This is a genomic window from Pseudomonas sp. CCI1.1, from assembly GCF_034348165.1.
Classification (GTDB): domain Bacteria; phylum Pseudomonadota; class Gammaproteobacteria; order Pseudomonadales; family Pseudomonadaceae; genus Aquipseudomonas; species Aquipseudomonas paracarnis.
In genome coordinates this window covers 245,758-261,090 of sequence record NZ_CP133780.1, presented here as the reverse complement: position 1 = coordinate 261,090, position 15,333 = coordinate 245,758, and the positions used below count along the sequence as shown (strand labels likewise).

Annotated in this window: 13 protein-coding genes and 2 pseudogenes; 7 read left to right on the top strand and 8 right to left on the bottom strand. The window is 62.0% G+C overall.

The genetic code is table 11. The annotated features are described in order from the left end of the window. Positions 1–2: 2 nt before the first annotated feature. Complete coding sequence (locus RHM69_RS01200) at positions 3–1,070, bottom strand: AI-2E family transporter (protein WP_019818663.1); 1,068 nt, start codon at positions 1,068–1,070, stop codon at positions 3–5. Between the two features lie 171 nt (positions 1,071–1,241). On the opposite strand from RHM69_RS01200, the gene yegQ reads away from it, so the two are divergent. Beyond that, positions 1,242–2,555 carry a tRNA 5-hydroxyuridine modification protein YegQ gene (yegQ, locus tag RHM69_RS01195; protein ID WP_019818664.1) on the top strand — a complete coding sequence of 438 codons (1,314 nt, stop codon included), beginning with the start codon at positions 1,242–1,244 and terminating at the stop codon, positions 2,553–2,555. A 22-nt stretch (positions 2,556–2,577) separates the two neighbouring features. Here yegQ and RHM69_RS30990 read toward each other — a convergent pair whose 3' ends face one another. The 3 genes and pseudogenes from RHM69_RS30990 to RHM69_RS01185 form a co-directional block, all read right to left on the bottom strand. Next, a complete protein-coding gene (locus tag RHM69_RS30990) occupies positions 2,578–3,333 on the bottom strand; it encodes a methyl-accepting chemotaxis protein (protein WP_370004746.1) in 756 nt (251 codons plus the stop codon). 102 nt (positions 3,334–3,435) lie between these two features. Beyond that, positions 3,436–4,257 (bottom strand): annotated as a pseudogene (locus RHM69_RS30985) (cache domain-containing protein); the annotation flags it as partial. Between the two features lie 179 nt (positions 4,258–4,436). After that, the gene (locus RHM69_RS01185; RefSeq protein WP_161794324.1) at positions 4,437–5,756 is read right to left on the bottom strand and encodes a Na+/H+ antiporter family protein; all 1,320 of its coding nucleotides are present in this window, start codon (positions 5,754–5,756) and stop codon (positions 4,437–4,439) included. A gap of 229 nt (positions 5,757–5,985) precedes the next feature. Here RHM69_RS01185 and RHM69_RS30980 point away from each other — a divergent pair. Together RHM69_RS30980 and RHM69_RS30975 are read left to right on the top strand one after the other, a co-directional pair. After that, positions 5,986–7,275, top strand: a pseudogene (locus RHM69_RS30980) (HAMP domain-containing protein); the annotation flags it as partial. Between the two features lie 102 nt (positions 7,276–7,377). After that, on the top strand, positions 7,378–8,133 hold the full coding sequence (locus tag RHM69_RS30975; protein WP_370694801.1) for a methyl-accepting chemotaxis protein: 756 nt from the start codon (positions 7,378–7,380) through the stop codon (positions 8,131–8,133). Between the two features lie 128 nt (positions 8,134–8,261). Here RHM69_RS30975 and RHM69_RS01175 read toward each other — a convergent pair whose 3' ends face one another. From RHM69_RS01175 to RHM69_RS01160, 4 genes are read right to left on the bottom strand one after another with little or no spacing between them, the layout of a single operon-like run. Continuing rightward, the gene (locus RHM69_RS01175) at positions 8,262–9,575 is read right to left on the bottom strand and encodes a sensor histidine kinase (RefSeq protein WP_014717944.1); all 1,314 of its coding nucleotides are present in this window, start codon (positions 9,573–9,575) and stop codon (positions 8,262–8,264) included. Continuing rightward, positions 9,572–10,240 carry a response regulator transcription factor gene (locus RHM69_RS01170; RefSeq protein ID WP_019818668.1) on the bottom strand — a complete coding sequence of 223 codons (669 nt, stop codon included), beginning with the start codon at positions 10,238–10,240 and terminating at the stop codon, positions 9,572–9,574. Before RHM69_RS01170 ends, RHM69_RS01175 begins: the two co-directional genes overlap by 4 nt. Then, entirely contained in the window at positions 10,240–10,551 is a 312-nt protein-coding gene (locus RHM69_RS01165) for a PepSY domain-containing protein (RefSeq protein WP_003190266.1), read from the bottom strand. Before RHM69_RS01165 ends, RHM69_RS01170 begins: the two co-directional genes overlap by 1 nt. Next, positions 10,551–10,853: a PepSY domain-containing protein gene (locus RHM69_RS01160; protein ID WP_014717943.1), complete on the bottom strand. Its 303-nt coding sequence runs from the start codon at positions 10,851–10,853 to the stop codon at positions 10,551–10,553. Before RHM69_RS01160 ends, RHM69_RS01165 begins: the two co-directional genes overlap by 1 nt. A 158-nt stretch (positions 10,854–11,011) precedes the next feature. Here RHM69_RS01160 and RHM69_RS01155 point away from each other — a divergent pair, with 158 nt between their 5' ends. From RHM69_RS01155 to codA, 4 genes are all read left to right on the top strand, one after another. Continuing rightward, on the top strand, positions 11,012–12,091 hold the full coding sequence (locus RHM69_RS01155; RefSeq protein WP_019818670.1) for a hypothetical protein: 1,080 nt from the start codon (positions 11,012–11,014) through the stop codon (positions 12,089–12,091). 97 nt (positions 12,092–12,188) lie between these two features. Then, positions 12,189–12,545: a 6-carboxytetrahydropterin synthase QueD gene (gene queD, locus RHM69_RS01150; protein ID WP_003190259.1), complete on the top strand. Its 357-nt coding sequence runs from the start codon at positions 12,189–12,191 to the stop codon at positions 12,543–12,545. Between the two features lie 230 nt (positions 12,546–12,775). Then, complete coding sequence (gene codB / locus RHM69_RS01145) at positions 12,776–14,044, top strand: cytosine permease (protein WP_019818676.1); 1,269 nt, start codon at positions 12,776–12,778, stop codon at positions 14,042–14,044. A 50-nt stretch (positions 14,045–14,094) separates the two neighbouring features. Beyond that, entirely contained in the window at positions 14,095–15,330 is a 1,236-nt protein-coding gene (gene codA, locus RHM69_RS01140; RefSeq protein ID WP_014717864.1) for a cytosine deaminase, read from the top strand. Positions 15,331–15,333: the final 3 nt, after the last annotated feature.

The following is a 15,333-nucleotide window of genomic DNA, read 5'->3' as shown; positions in this document are numbered from 1 at the left end:
CGCTATGGCAGCGGCAACTTGACCCGCGGCTTGGTTTCGACGAACAACGCCCAGCACGACATGAACAACGCCGCCACCAGCGGCCCGATGACAAAGCCGTTAAGGCCGAACACCGACAGGCCACCCAAGGTCGAGATCAGGATCAGGTAGTCCGGCATCTTGGTGTCCTTGCCCACCAGGATCGGGCGCAGTACGTTGTCCACCAGGCCAATCACGAACACCCCGAACAGCCCCAGCACCACGCCCTGCCAGATCGAACCGCTCAACAGGAAGTAAACCGCCACCGGCCCCCAGACCAGCCCGGCACCCACCGCTGGCAATAGCGACAGGAACGCCATCAGCACGGCCCAGAGCAAGGCACTGGGGATGTCCAGGAACCAGAAGATCAAACCTCCCAGCGCACCTTGGGTCACAGCCACCAGCACGTTGCCCTTGACCGTGGCGCGCACCACGCGGTTGAACTTGAGCTGCAGGCGACGCTTTTGCGGCTCGGCCAACGGTACGGCTGTGCGCACTTTGCGTACCAGTTCCGGGCCATCGCGCAGCAGGAAAAACAGCAGGTACAACATGATGAAAAAGCTCACCAGGAAATCAAACGTCCCCTGGCCGAAGCTGAACGCCTGAGAGGCAAAGAACTGACTGCCCTGCATCGCGCCCTTGACGACCTTTTCCCGCAGCCCTTCGAGGTTGCCCATGCCAAAACGGTCGAGCAACTGCTGGAAATACGGTGGTAGGACGTTCTTGAATTGCTCGATATAACCCGCTACGTCGAGTTTGCCGCTCTCGATGTTTTTGTAGAGCGTGGCCCCCTCTTGCACCAGCAAAGCACTGGTGATGATCACCGGCAGAATCGCGATCACCAGGCACACCATCAAGGTGGTCAGGGAGGTCAGGTTGCGGTTCCAGCTAAAACGCTGCTGCAGGCGGCGCTGCATCGGCGCAAAGATAATGCCCAGGATCACGGCCCAGAACACCGCGCCGTAGAACGGCAGCAATATCCAGATAAAAGCCACGGTGACCAAGGCCAGTAGCAGCAACAGGGTTTTGAATTGCAGGTTGGTTTGATTCATGTCCGGTCCATGTCAGAAAAACAGGGCCGATGGCGGCCCTGTTGCTTAGTCCGCAGCCAAACGTGGGAGTGCCCTTGTTTATCGAACAAGCATAGATCGCCATGCGTAGACGTGGATCAATGAACGGCGCCCGGCCCTGCACTACCCTCGCGCCTTTTGCGACCTACAGCCATGCCCTCGATGATTGCCCCCGAACTGCTCGCCCCTGCCGGCACCCTGAAAAACATGCGCTACGCCTTCGCCTACGGTGCCGATGCGGTCTATGCCGGCCAACCGCGCTACAGCCTGCGGGTGCGCAACAACGAGTTCGACCACGCCAACCTGGCCCTCGGCATCCACGAAGCCCATGACCTGGGCAAGCGCTTCTACGTGGTGGTGAACATTGCGCCCCACAACGCCAAGCTCAAGACCTTCCTCAAGGACCTGGCGCCGGTGATCGCCATGGGCCCGGATGCGCTGATCATGTCCGACCCGGGGTTGATCATGCTGGTGCGCCAGCACTTCCCGCAGATGCCGATTCACCTGTCGGTACAGGCCAATACGGTGAATTGGGCCAGCGTGGCGTTCTGGCAGCAACAGGGTATTTGCAGGGTGATTCTGTCGCGGGAGCTGTCCCTGGAAGAGATCGGCGAAATCCGCCAGCAAGTGCCGGCGATGGAGTTGGAGGTGTTTGTACATGGCGCCTTGTGCATGGCCTATTCCGGGCGGTGCCTGCTGTCGGGCTACATGAACAAGCGCGATGCCAACCAGGGCACCTGCACCAATGCCTGCCGCTGGAAATACCAGGCCACGCCGGCAGTGGAGAATGCCACTGGCGATATCGTCCATGAATATCAACCCACATTAGGGATCGGCACGCCCACCGATCAGGTGTTCCTGCTACAGGAAGCCAATCGCCCCGATGAACCCATGCCCGCCTTCGAAGACGAACACGGCACCTACATCATGAACGCCAAGGACCTGCGGGCCGTGCAGCATGTGGAGCGCCTGGCACAGATGGGCGTGCATTCGTTGAAGATCGAAGGCCGCACCAAGTCCCACTTTTACTGCGCGCGCACCACCCAGGTCTACCGCCAGGCCATCGATGACGCAGTGGCCGGGCGTGCATTTGACCGCGGCTTGATGACCAACCTCGAGTCCCTGGCCCAGCGTGGCTACACCGAAGGTTTTCTGCGCCGCCACGTGCACGATGAATACCAGAACTACCAGAACGGCAGCTCGGTTTCCGAGCGCCAGCAGTTTGTCGGGGAGCTGACCGGCGAGCGCCGTGGCGCGTTGGCGGAGGTGAAGGTCAAGAACCGCTTTGCGCTGGGCGACCACCTGGAGTTGATGACGCCCGCGGGCAATTTTCATTTTGACTTGCCGAGCCTGCATAACGCCAAGGGCGAAAGCATTGAGGTGGCGCCGGGGGACGGGCATACGGTGTATGTGCCGATTCCGGCGCAGATGGACCTGCGCTTTGGCCTGCTGATGCGCGACGTTTAAACCCTGCCATGGGTTGAATGGGTCAGATCCTGAACTGGCCCACCAACTGTCCGAGGCGCTGGCCCAGGTCGGCCAGACTGCGAGACGTCTGAGCGCCCAGTTGGGTTTCGTCCGCCACGCTGTCTACCGCTACCGCAATCTGATGCACGCTGCGGTTGATCTCTTCCGCCACGGCGGTCTGCTCTTCCGCGGCGCTGGCGATCTGGGCGTTCATTGAGTTGATGGTGCCAATCAGTTGCGCCATGGTGTCCAGGGACGCGCCGGCCTGGTTTGCCTGGGCCGAGGTGCCGTCGCCGGCATCGCTGGAGCGGCGCATAGCGTCCACGGCCGCCTCGGTGCCTTTTTGCAGGCGATCGATCATGCCCTGGATTTCCTGGGTGCTGGTTTGGGTGCGACTGGCCAGGGCGCGCACTTCATCGGCGACTACGGCAAAGCCACGCCCAGCCTCCCCGGCCCGTGCGGCCTCGATGGCAGCGTTGAGCGCCAGCAGGTTGGTTTGCTCGGCGATGGAGCGGATCACGCCGAGCACACTGACGATTGACGACACATCCTGCTGCAGACTGTCCAGGGACACGCCGCTGCTACGAATGTCGTTCACCAGCGCATGGATCTGCGCGATGCTGCCGTCTACCACACGTTTGGCGGCCTGGCCTTCGGCGTCGGTCTGCTGCGCAGCGACGGCGGCGCCTTGGGCACTGCGTGCCACTTCGTGCGCCGCCGAAGACATCTGGTTGATCGCAGTGGCCACCTGGTCGGTCTCGTGGCGCTGGCGTTCCATGGCCTGTTCGGAACGCTGGGCCTGGTCGGACACCTGGCTCACCAACCCGGTGAGTTGGGCGGTCATGTCGGTGATCTGGCGCACCAGGCCGTGGATTTTATCGACAAAGCGGTTGAATGCACCGGCCAGGTCGCCGAGTTCATCCTGGCTGGTAATGGCCAGGCGGCGGGTCAGGTCACCTTCACCCGCGGCGATGTCATCGAGGTTGGCTTTCATCAGGTGCAGCGGGCGCAGGATGGTATTGGCCAGCAGCATGCCCACGGCGGCGATCACCAGCAACACCACCACGGCCACGCCGAGGATGCTCAACAGCACGCCTTGCATGCGCTTCTCGACTTTTGCCTGCACCACCGCCACTTGGGCGTCAATGCCATCGAGGTTCACCGAGGTGCCGATCACCATGTCCCACTTGGGCAGGTACTCGGTATAGCCGAGCTTGGGCACCAGTTCGGTCTGGCCGGGCTGGGTCGAGCTGTATTGCAGGTAGTGGCTGCCGTCCTTGCCGACCTTGACCAGGTCGCGGTTGACGTAGACGCCGTTGGGGTCGCGGTTGTCCTTGAAGCTTTTGCCTACGCCGTCCGGGCTGTTGCCCTTGAACAGGCGGATGGTCTCGGAGTCGTAGCCGAAGAAATAGCCGTCTTTGCCGTAGCTGGTATTGGACAGCAACTTGACCACCTGCGCCCGCGCCGCGCTGTCGCCGGGGGCTGCCGCGTCGTAGAGCGGCTTGATGGTGGTCATAGCCACCTCGACATAACTTTGCAGGGTGGCCTTGGCGTCGTTGAGCAGGCGCTGACGGGTTTCATCCACCTCGTTGCGGGCCTGGCCCTGCAGAATCCACACGGTGGTCAGGCTGATGACCACGGCAAACAACAACACCGGCACGACAGCAAGGGCCAGGACTTTGGCCTTCAAACTCAGACGCATGGCTTTTCTCTCTTGTTAGTGGCGACTTGAGAGGTTAACGGCCATGTGAGCGATTACTGTAGGCGCGAGCTTGTGTGGCCAGAGCTTGCTCCCGCTCGGGTGCGCAGCGCCCGCAAGCTTTTTGGGGCTGCTTCGCAGCCCAGCGGGAGCAATCTCTGGCCACAGGGGGCTCACTTGGATCAGAGCGTCATCGCAGCCAGCCAGCCGAACGCCAGCAGCGGCAGGTTGTAGTGCAGGAAGGTCGGTACCACGGTGTCCCAGATATGGTGGTGCTGGCCGTCGATGTTCAGGCCGGAGGTGGGCCCGAGGGTGGAGTCCGAGGCGGGCGAACCGGCGTCGCCCAAGGCACCGGCGGTACCGACAATGCACACGATGGCCAGCGGGCTGAAGCCCAGTTGCACACACAGCGGCACGAAAATCGCCGCGAGGATCGGCACCGTGGAAAACGACGAGCCGATGCCCATGGTCACCAACAACCCCACCAGCAGCATCAACAACGCGCCGACGCCCCGGCTATGGCCGATGAACGCTGCCGAGGCCTGCACCAGCGAGTTCACGTCACCGGTCGCCTTGAGCACTTCGGCAAAACCTGAGGACGCGATCATGATGAAGCCGATCATCGCCATCATCTTCATGCCTTCGGTGAACAGGTCATCGGTGTCGCGCCAGCGCACGATGCCCGACACCGAGAAGATCAGGAACCCGGCCAGGGCGCCGATGATCATCGAGTCCAGCCACAACTGGATGATGAACGCCGAGGCAATCGCCAGGCCGGCCACCAGCAGGGTCAGCGGGTTGTACTGCACCGCCACTTGCTCGACACGCTCGATTTTCTTCAGGTCGTACACACGCTTTTTGCGGTAGCTGATCAACACCGCCACCAGCAGGCCGACCACCATGCCCAGCGCCGGCAAGCCCATGGCGTGGGTGACATTGACCCCGCTGATATCCACCCCGCTCTTGGCGACGTTGGCCAGCAGGATCTGATTGAGGAAGATATTGCCAAAGCCCACCGGCAGAAACATGTACGGGGTGATCAGGCCGAAGGTCATCACGCAGGCGATCAGGCGACGGTCCAGTTGCAGCTTGGTCAGCACATACAGCAGCGGCGGTACCAGCAGCGGAATAAACGCAATGTGGATCGGCAAGATGTTCTGCGAGGCAATCGCCACCACCCACAACAGGCCGATCAGCAGCCATTTGACGTGGTTGCCACCGCTGGCGTCCTGGCGGTCCACCAGCAGCAAGGCTTTGTCCGCCAGCGCATGGGCCAGCCCGGACTTGGCAATCGCCACGGCGAAAGCCCCGAGCAATGCGTAGGACAAGGCCACGGTTGCGCCGCCGCCCAGCCCGCCGTTGAAGGCCTTGAGCGTGGCCTCGATACCCAGGCCACCGGTCAAGCCGCCCACCAGGGCGCCGACGATAATGGCGATGACCACGTGCACGCGGGACAGGCTGAGTACCAGCATGGTGCCGACCGCGGCGATGACTGCGTTAATCATGGTTACCTCAAGCAGAAACAAAAAAGACAGGCATGCCCGCGCGCGGCCCATGGGAACAGCTGCCGGCGTGCAAGCTTGAAAGAGGTCTTATTAGAGGGCGCGCACTTTGCAGGAGCTGGGCTGTCATGTCAAAAACTGTGGTGAGGCAAAGCCCTCTGCACGCATAAAGAATTACAGGCGCTGGCCGATACGCTGTCTCTATGTGCTTTCAGGTAAGGATGTCCCGATGTCGCTCAGGCAGCTCTCCATTCAATGGAAAATCACCCTGCTGGCGGGCCTCTGCCTGCTGGGGATCGTGACCCTGCTGGTGGGTCTGTCGCTGTATCGCATGGCGCAGAGCTCCCAGCAGGTCAAGGCGTCCAGCATGCAGATGCTCGACGAAGCCGCCCAGTCGCGCATCGAGGCCCAAGGCGAAGTGCAAGCGCTGGGCATTCGCCAGCAGTTCATGGATGCCTACCAATACGGCCATGGTTTTTCCCGCCAGGTGCTGTTTTTGCGCGAACAGGCCGAGAAGCGCTTTCTCGATGCCTTCGACACCCGTGAAGACCTAACCCGCCAGGTCAAGGCCGCCCTGCAGGCCAACCCCGACCTGCTCGGCCTGTCCCTGGTGTTCGAAGCCAATGCGCTGGACGGCAAAGACGAACTGTTCGCCAACCAGGCAGAACTAGGCAGCAATGACAAAGGCCGTTTCGCACTGTACTGGTCGCAACCGACACCGGGGAAAATCACCTCGATGGCACTGCCCGAGAGCGACATGGCCGACACCTCCATCGGCCCCAGCGGCGAAAAAGCCAACGCCTGGTTCACCTGCCCGCGCACGACTCTCAAACCCTGCGTGATCGAGCCCTACTTCTATGTGATCGACGGCCAGAACGTGCTGATGACCAGCATCGTGTTCCCGCTGATGGTCAATGGCAAAGTCATCGCCTCGCTGTCGGTGGATATCAACCTCAACAGCCTGCAGGCGGTCAGCCAACAGGCCAGCCAGAAACTGTACGACGGCCAGACCCAGGTCAGCATCCTCAGCCCGACCGGCTTACTGGCCGGCTACAGCCCGGATGCCAGCAAACTCAGCCAACGCCTGGAGCAGGTCGACCCGGCCAGCGGCGCACAGTTGACCAGTGCCTTGGCCAGCAGTACCCAGACCCACAGCCTGCGCACCGACCATCAACTCAAGGTACTGGCGCCTTTTGCGCCGATTCCCGGCGGTAAGGCGTGGGGCGTATTGCTGGATGTACCGGAAAAAGTCCTGGTCGCCCCCGCCGAAGCGCTGAAAAACCAGCTGGACGCCGACAACGCCAAAGGCACCCTGCTAGAACTGGGCCTGGGCCTGCTCGCCGCCGTGGTCGGCTTGATCCTGGTGTGGCTGATGGCGCGCAGCGTGACCCGGCCAATCCTTGGCGTGGCGCACATGCTTGAGGATATCGCCAGCGGCGAAGGCGACCTGACCCGGCGCCTGGCCTACGCCAAACAGGACGAACTGGGCCAATTGGCAGGCTGGTTCAACCGCTTCCTCGACAAGCTGCAGCCGATCATTGCCGAGGTCAAACGCTCGGTGCAGGACGCCCGCGGCACTGCCGACCAGTCCGCGGCCATTGCCACGCAAACCAGCGCCGGCATGGAGCAGCAGTACCGCCAGGTGGATCAGGTGGCTACCGCATCCCACGAAATGAGCGCCACCGCCCAGGACGTGGCCCGCAGCGCCGCCCAAGCGGCCCAAGCCGCCCGAGATGCCGACCAGGCAACTCGTCAAGGCTTGACGGTTATCGACCGCACCACCGCCAACATTGGCGAGCTCGCCGCCGACATGAGCACCGCCATGACCCAGGTAGAGGGCTTGGCCGCCAACAGCGAACAGATCGGCTCGGTGCTTGAAGTGATTCGCGGCATCGCCGAGCAGACCAATCTGTTGGCGCTCAACGCCGCCATCGAAGCCGCTCGCGCCGGTGAAGCCGGCCGCGGTTTTGCCGTGGTCGCCGACGAAGTGCGCAACCTGGCGCGGCGCACCCAGGAATCGGTGGAAGAAACCCGCCTGGTGATCGAACAATTGCAAACCGGTACCAGCGACGTGGTCGGCTCCATGGGCAACAGCTATCGCCAGGCTCAGGGCAGCGTCGAACAGGTCGGCCAGGCCGTCACCGCCTTGCGCCAGATTGGCGATGCGGTCACGGTGATCAGTGATATGAACCTGCAAATCGCCAGCGCCGCCGAAGAGCAAAGCGCCGTGGCCGAAGAGATCAACAGCAACGTGGCGACCATTCGCGATGTGACCGAGTCGTTGTCGGAGCAGGCCAATGAATCGGCGCGGGTCAGCCAGGCGTTGAACAGCCTGGCAAATCAGCAGCAGGGGTTGATGGATCAGTTCAGGGTCTGAATGTAGCAAGGCTTTACTGTGGGAGCCGGGCTTGCCCGCGATGCAGACACCTCGGTATGTCAGGCAAACCGAGTCGATGCTATCGCAGGCAAGCCAGCTCCCACATTTTGAGCGGTGGTGTGTGAATGCTAGCGCCGTGGCAACTGGATCAATACCTTGAGCCCACCCAGCTCGCTCTCTTGCAGTTGCAACACCCCACCCCACACCTCAACGATATCCCGCACGATCCCCAAACCCAGGCCATGGCCAACCCTTTGCTCATCCAGGCGTGCGCCACGGCTGAACACTTGGTCGCGCTGGGCCTCGGGAATGCCGGGGCCGTCGTCTTCCACCGCCAGCCGATAGCCCTGGGGCGTCTCGCTAACGCTCAGGCGTACCTCGGCGTCCGCCCATTTACAGGCGTTGTCCAACAGGTTGCCCAGCAGTTCCAGCAGGTCTTCACGGTCCCAAGGCAGTTGCAGGCCCGGCGCCACCTGGTAGCTGAGGTCCAGGTGTTCGCCGTGGATCATGCGCAGGGTGGCCAGTAAACCGGGCAGTTCTTGTTCACAGTCAAACAACGCGCCCGGCAGCGCATCACCCGCCAGGCGCGCACGGTTGAGTTCACGGTTGAGGCGCTGCTGCACCTGCTCCAATTGCTCGCGCAGCAACTGGCTCAGTTGCGGATGATCCTTGAGGGCGTCACTGGAGGCCGCGCTCAACAACACTGCCAGCGGGGTTTTCAGCGCATGCCCCAGGTTGCCGAGGGCGTTGCGCGAGCGCTTGAGGCTGTCTTCGGTGTGCGCCAACAGGTGGTTGATTTGCGCCACCAGTGGCTCCAGCTCAAGCGGCACCTGAGTATCGAGTTGCGAGCGCTGGCCTTGTTGCAGTTGGGCGATCTGGTTACGTGCGGTCTCCAGGGGGCGCAGGGCACGGCGCACGGTGACCCGTTGCAGGATCAGCACCAGCAGCAGCGCCGCCAGCCCCATCACCAGGCCGACCTGACGCATCAGGCGAAAGCTCTCGCGCACAGGCGTGTAGTCCTGGGCCACGCTGATGGAAATCGATTGGCCAAAGCGCTTGTAGTCCGAGCGCAGCACCAACAGTTGCTGGCCTTCGGGTCCCAGTTGCAGGTTGCCCTTGAGCCCCGCCACCGGGAGCCGGGGCAGTTCCTGGTCCCACAGTGAGCGGGAGCGCCAATGCACATCGGCAAAGTCGATACGAAAGTAATGCCCGGAAAATGGCCGTTGGTACGCCGGCGACAGGCGTTGCTCATCCAACTGCACGCCGTTGGGCCCACGCACCAGCGCCACCAGCAGGTTTTCGCTGTCGTTGCGCAAGCCCGCTTCAAGGTAGCGCTGCAAACCCGCCTCGAACAACCACAGGCTGGTTTGCGCCAGCACCACGCCGACGATCACCATCACGCTGATCAACCCCAGGCTCAAGCGCCGCTGGATCGACCTCATGCCGGGGTGGCGCCGAAACGGTAGCCCTGGCCGCGGCGGGTCTCGATCACGCTGCGGCCCAATTTGCGCCTCAGATGGTTGACGTGCACCTCCAGCACATTGGAGTCGCGCTCGGTCTCGCCGTCATACAAGTGTTCGGCCAGGTGGCTTTTGGACAGGATCTGTTCGGCATGGAGCATGAAATAGCGCAACAAACGAAACTCGGCAGCCGTCAGCTGGATCTCGGCGCCGTCGCGTAGCACGCACTGGCGACCTTCATCCAAATGCAGGCCGGCGGCTTGCAGGGTGGGCTGGTTCGTCTGGCCGTGGGAGCGGCGCAACAGCGACTGGATGCGCAGGTACAGCTCTTCAGGGTGAAAGGGTTTGCTCAGGTAATCATCGGCGCCGGCCTTGAGCCCTTCGATGCGCTCGGCCCAGGAATCGCGGGCGGTAAGGATCAGCACCGGGATGGCCAACGCGGCGGCGCGCCATTGGGCCAGCACATCAAGCCCGGGCAAACCGGGCAGGCCAAGGTCGAGAATGATCAAGTCATAGGGCTCGCTGCGCCCTTGATACACGGCGTCCCGGCCGTCGGCCAGCCAGTCGACTGCATAACCCTGGCGCTGCAGGCCGGCCATCAGTTCGTCGGCCAGGGGCACGTTGTCTTCCACCAGGAGCAGGCGCATCAGTCTTCCTCATCTTTGATCAGGTCGCCATTGGTGGCATCCAGCTTGATCTCGCGCACCACGCCCTCGGTGGTCACCAGTTCCACTTCATAGGCGTATTGCCCGTGTTTCTTTTCCAGTTCGGCCTCCAGCAGCCGCGAGCCGGGGTATCGCGCCATGGCCTGCTGCAACAGCTGTTCCAATGGCAGGATCACGCCTTGCTGGCGCAGGGCCAGGGCTTCGTCCTGGTTGAGGTCGCGGGCCGCCAGGCTGGAACAAAACACCATGAGCACCAGCGCCACGCGACTGCCGACGCGTAAATTTACCTTCATTACGTATCCTGATGATTCTTGAGAACCTGCCCGGTGAGCGCATTCAATTCAACATCCCATTCAATGCCGTCGGTATCTCGTAGCTCGACTTCATAAACGTACTTGCCGTATTCCTCATCCAAATCGGTGTCCAGCAGCGTCGAACCAGGGTGAAGGGCCAGGGCCGTAGCGTCCAATTGATCGAAAGCGACAATTGTAACAGTGGCCGGCACGATCAGTGGCTTGTCGGGGTCCACGGCGGCGGCCGGGGTCGCCGTAACGAGGATGATAGCGGCGGCGCCCAGGGCAGTGAGGCGCTTCATGATAAGTCTCCGTTACATGATGTTTTCCTACGCCGGCCACGGTACGCGCTGCAACTTAACTGAAACTGAATTGCCACCATGGCAATTCCGGTTAAGCCATTTTTCCCACTGCCTGCGAGATTTCTTATACTGCCCCGCTCGCCTCAACAGAGACCGGTATGACAGCCATCCATATCAAGTTCCCGGCCTTGACCCTCAAGGCCGGCAAACGCGCCTTCACCCGCATCCGCGAGCAGGGCCTTGCGCCTGCCGACGTCGGTATCCTCCCCGGCGCGGCGGGCGGCCCCAAGGCCCTGGGTATCCAAGGGCTGGACCTGGCGCTGTTCGGTGACTGGTTGCCCCGTGCGCCGCGCGAGCGTGCGCTGATCGGCGCGTCCATCGGCTCGTGGCGGTTCGCCAGCGCCTGCCTGCCCGACCCGGTGCAAGGTTTGCTCGACCTGGGCCGCCTGTACAACGAGCAGCGCTTTGCCAAAGGCGTGACCATGGCGCAAGTCAGCCAGAGCTGCCAACGCATGCTCGACGACCTGCTGGCCGGGCGCGATGCGCGGGTGCTGGACAACCCCGACTATCGGCTGAACATCATGGTGGTCAAGAGCCACGGATTGCTCGCCGATGACCACCGTGGGCGGCTGGGGCTGGGCCTGTCATCGGTGATTGCCGATAATCTGCGGGGCCGCGCACGGCTGTCGCGGCATTTCGAACGGCTGATCATCCACGACCCGCGCCAGGCGCCTCCGGTACACCCCCTGAAAGATTTCCCCTCGCGCTTCCTCACCCTGGACGTGGGCAACCTGCGCCAGGCGTTGCTCGCGTCCGGCTCGATCCCCATGGTCATGCAAGGCGTGCGCGACCTGCCCGGTGCCGGGGTCGGCACCTACCGCGACGGCGGCCTGTTGGATTACCACCTCGACCTGCCCTACCACGGCGATGACATTGTGCTGTACCCGCACTTTACCGACCGGGTCATCCCCGGCTGGTTCGACAAGGGCCTGCCATGGCGACGCAGCAACCAGCAGGGCTTGCAGGATGTGTTACTGCTGGCGCCGTCCAGGGACTACCTGGCCCGCCTGCCCCACGGCAAGCTGCCAGACCGCAGCGACTTCAAGCGTTTCATGGGCGATGATCCAGGCCGCAACAAATATTGGCAAACTGCCATGAGCGAGAGCCAACGACTGGGGGATGAGTTTTTGGCATTGGCGGATAACGGCAAGCTCGGCGACCGTTTGCTAACCCTTTGACCGCATGGGTGCCTGCGGCCGAGGGGCGGTATGCGCAGAGGTTGATCAAACTGTTAAACTCGCCGCCTGCCAGACACCTGACCGAGCTGAAAACACTGTGGAAATCTTCAAAGAGTTTACCTTCGAATCCGCCCACCGCCTGCCCCACGTACCGGAAGGCCACAAATGCGGGCGTCTGCATGGGCACTCGTTCAAGGTGGCCATCCACCTGAGCGGCGACCTGGATCCCCATACCGGCTGGATTCGCGACTTCTCGGAGATCAAAGCGATTTTCAAGCCGCTCTATGAACGCCTCGACCACAACTACCTCAATGACATTCCCGGCCTGGAAAACCCCACCAGCGAAGTGCTGGCCAAGTGGATCTGGAATGAACTGAAACCCTTGCTGCCGGAACTCAGTGCGATCCGTATCCACGAGACGTGCACCAGTGGCTGCATCTATCGCGGTGAGTAAGAACCACCTGCGGGTGGTTTTTTTCGAAGCGCCGGCGGGCTGATCCATTTGGGAAACCCGCACAGACGCTGTTCGACTGAGCCAGTTTGGCTCACCGCTGCACTGCTTTTGCGCTGATTGGGAGGGGGCGACCTTATAAAAGGCTTGCTCCCGTCAGCCCATACCTGCCTGCACCTGCATTGGCACGCAGGATGCACACGACCTGGGTCACCACTCAGGGAGCAGCCCCCATGACGCAGCAAGAACCCGGCAACGACTACCCTCTCAGCGAAGTCCCCTTGCACGCGCGTAAGGGCCTGGCCTCTACGGCCATGGTGTTGCTGGGGTTCACCTTTTTTACCGCGACCATGTTCGCCGGCGGCAAGCTGGGGGTAGCGTTCAGCTTCATGGATATGCTCGGCGTCGTGGCCCTGGGTAACCTGTTGTTGGGTATCTACGCCGCAGGCTTGGGTTACATCGCGTTCAAGAGCGGCTTGAACTCGGTGTTGATGGGGCGTTTCTGCTTTGGCGAAGTGGGCAGCAAGCTCAGTGACTTGATCCTCGGTTTTACCCAGATCGGCTGGTATGCCTGGGGCACAGCCACGGCTGCGGTGGTATTAGGCAAGTATTTCCAATTGAGCCAAGGCAGTGTGCTGGGGCTGATGGTGGTATTTGGCTTACTGTTCTGCGCCACCGCCTACGTGGGGTACCGCGGCTTGGAAATCCTGTCCTACATCGCGGTACCGGCCATGGGCATCCTGTTGACGCTGTCGATGTGGGTCGCCACCGTGAAGGTCGGCGGGTGGGAGGGGCTGCTGGCGGTGGTGCCCAGCGCTGAGCTGGACTTGTCCACCGCCATCACGCTGGTGTTCGGGACCTTTGTCAGCGGGGCAACTCAGGCCACCAACTGGACACGGTTTTCGCGCTCGGCCAAGGTTGCGGTGCTGGCCAGCCTGATCGGCTTTTTTGTCGGCAACGGCTTGATGGTGCTGATCGGGGCCTATGGCGCCATCGTCTATCAGCAACCGGATGTAGTGGAAGTCTTGCTGCTGCAAGGTTTCGCCACGGCGGCGATGGCGATGTTGCTGCTCAATATCTGGAGCACCCAGGACAACACCATCTACAACTTCGCCGTCGCCGGTTGCAACTTGCTGCGCACCCAGCGTCGCAAGAGCGTGACCCTGGCCGGCGCGGTGATCGGCACCCTGCTCGCCTTGTTCGGCATGTACGACCTGCTGGTGCCGTACCTGATCCTGCTGGGTACGGTCATCCCGCCGATAGGAGGCGTGATCATGGCGGACTTCTTTTATCGCTATCGCGGCCACTATCCCCGCTTGGCAGAGGCTCGCTTACCGGCGTTCAATTGGCCAGGTCTGATCGCGTATGGGGTGGGCACCGTGGTCGCATTCAACTCGCCGTGGGTCGCGCCGTTGGTGGGAATTTTTGCCGCATCGCTGACCTATGTGCTGCTCAGCGCCATACTACGCGCCATGACCGCCTGGACATCGGTATCGCCCTGAGGATCTGGCGGCTGTCTGCCTGATTGTTTTTAGCCAAGAGGAACTTGCCCATGCACATCATCAATGCCCGCCTGCGCAACCGTGAAGGCCTGCATGATCTGCACCTGGAACACGGCCGGATCGCCAGCATCACTGCGCAAACGGGGGAGCCGGCGCTGATGGCCGGCGACTTGGACGCCGCCGGCAACCTGGTCATACCGCCCTTTGTCGAGCCCCACATCCACCTCGACGCCACCCTCACCGCCGGCGAGCCGCGCTGGAACATGAGCGGTACGCTGTTTGAAGGCATCGAGTGCTGGGGCGAACGCAAGGCCACCATTACTCTGGAAGACACCAAGGCCCGGGCCAAAAAAACCATTCAGACCCTCGCCGCCCATGGCATCCAGCATGTGCGCACCCATGTCGACGTCACCGACCCGGACCTCACCGCACTCAAGGCCCTGCTGGAGGTACGTGAAGAGAGCACGCACCTGATCGACCTGCAAATCGTCGCCTTTCCCCAGGAAGGCATCGAGTCCTTCCGCAATGGTCGTGAGTTGATGGAAGAAGCCATTCGCCTGGGTGCCGATGTGATCGGTGGCATCCCGCACTTCGAATACACCCGCGACCAAGGCGTGAGTTCGGTGAAGTTCCTCATGGACCTGGCCGAACGCACCGGTTGCCTGGTGGACGTGCACTGTGACGAAACCGACGACCCCCACTCACGCTTTCTCGAAGTCCTAGCGGAAGAAGCCCGCAGCCGCGACATGGGTGCCCGCGTGACCGCCAGCCATACCACCGCCATGGGTTCCTACGACAATGCTTACTGCGCCAAGCTGTTTCGCCTGCTGGGGCATTCCGGCATCAGCTTTGTCTCGTGCCCCACCGAAAGCATCCACCTGCAGGGCCGCTTCGACAACTTCCCGAAACGGCGCGGTGTCACCCGTGTGAACGAACTGCTTGAGGCCGGCATGAACGTGTGTTTCGGCCAGGATTCCATCGTCGATCCCTGGTACCCGCTGGGTAACGGCAACATTCTGCGAGTACTGGAGGCCGGTCTGCACATCTGTCATATGCTCGGTTACCGCAATTTGCAAAACGCCCTGGACCTGGTCACCGACAACAGTGCCAAAGCCATGGCCCTGGGTGATCGTTATGGGTTGCAAGCAGGCCGCCCGGCTAACCTGTTGATCCTGTCGGCCGACAGCGACTACGAAGTCATACGTAGCCAGGGCTTGCCGCTGTACTCGATTCGCAACGGCAAGGTGCTGATGAAGCGGCAACCGGCGCAGGTAGAGTTTATGTAACCG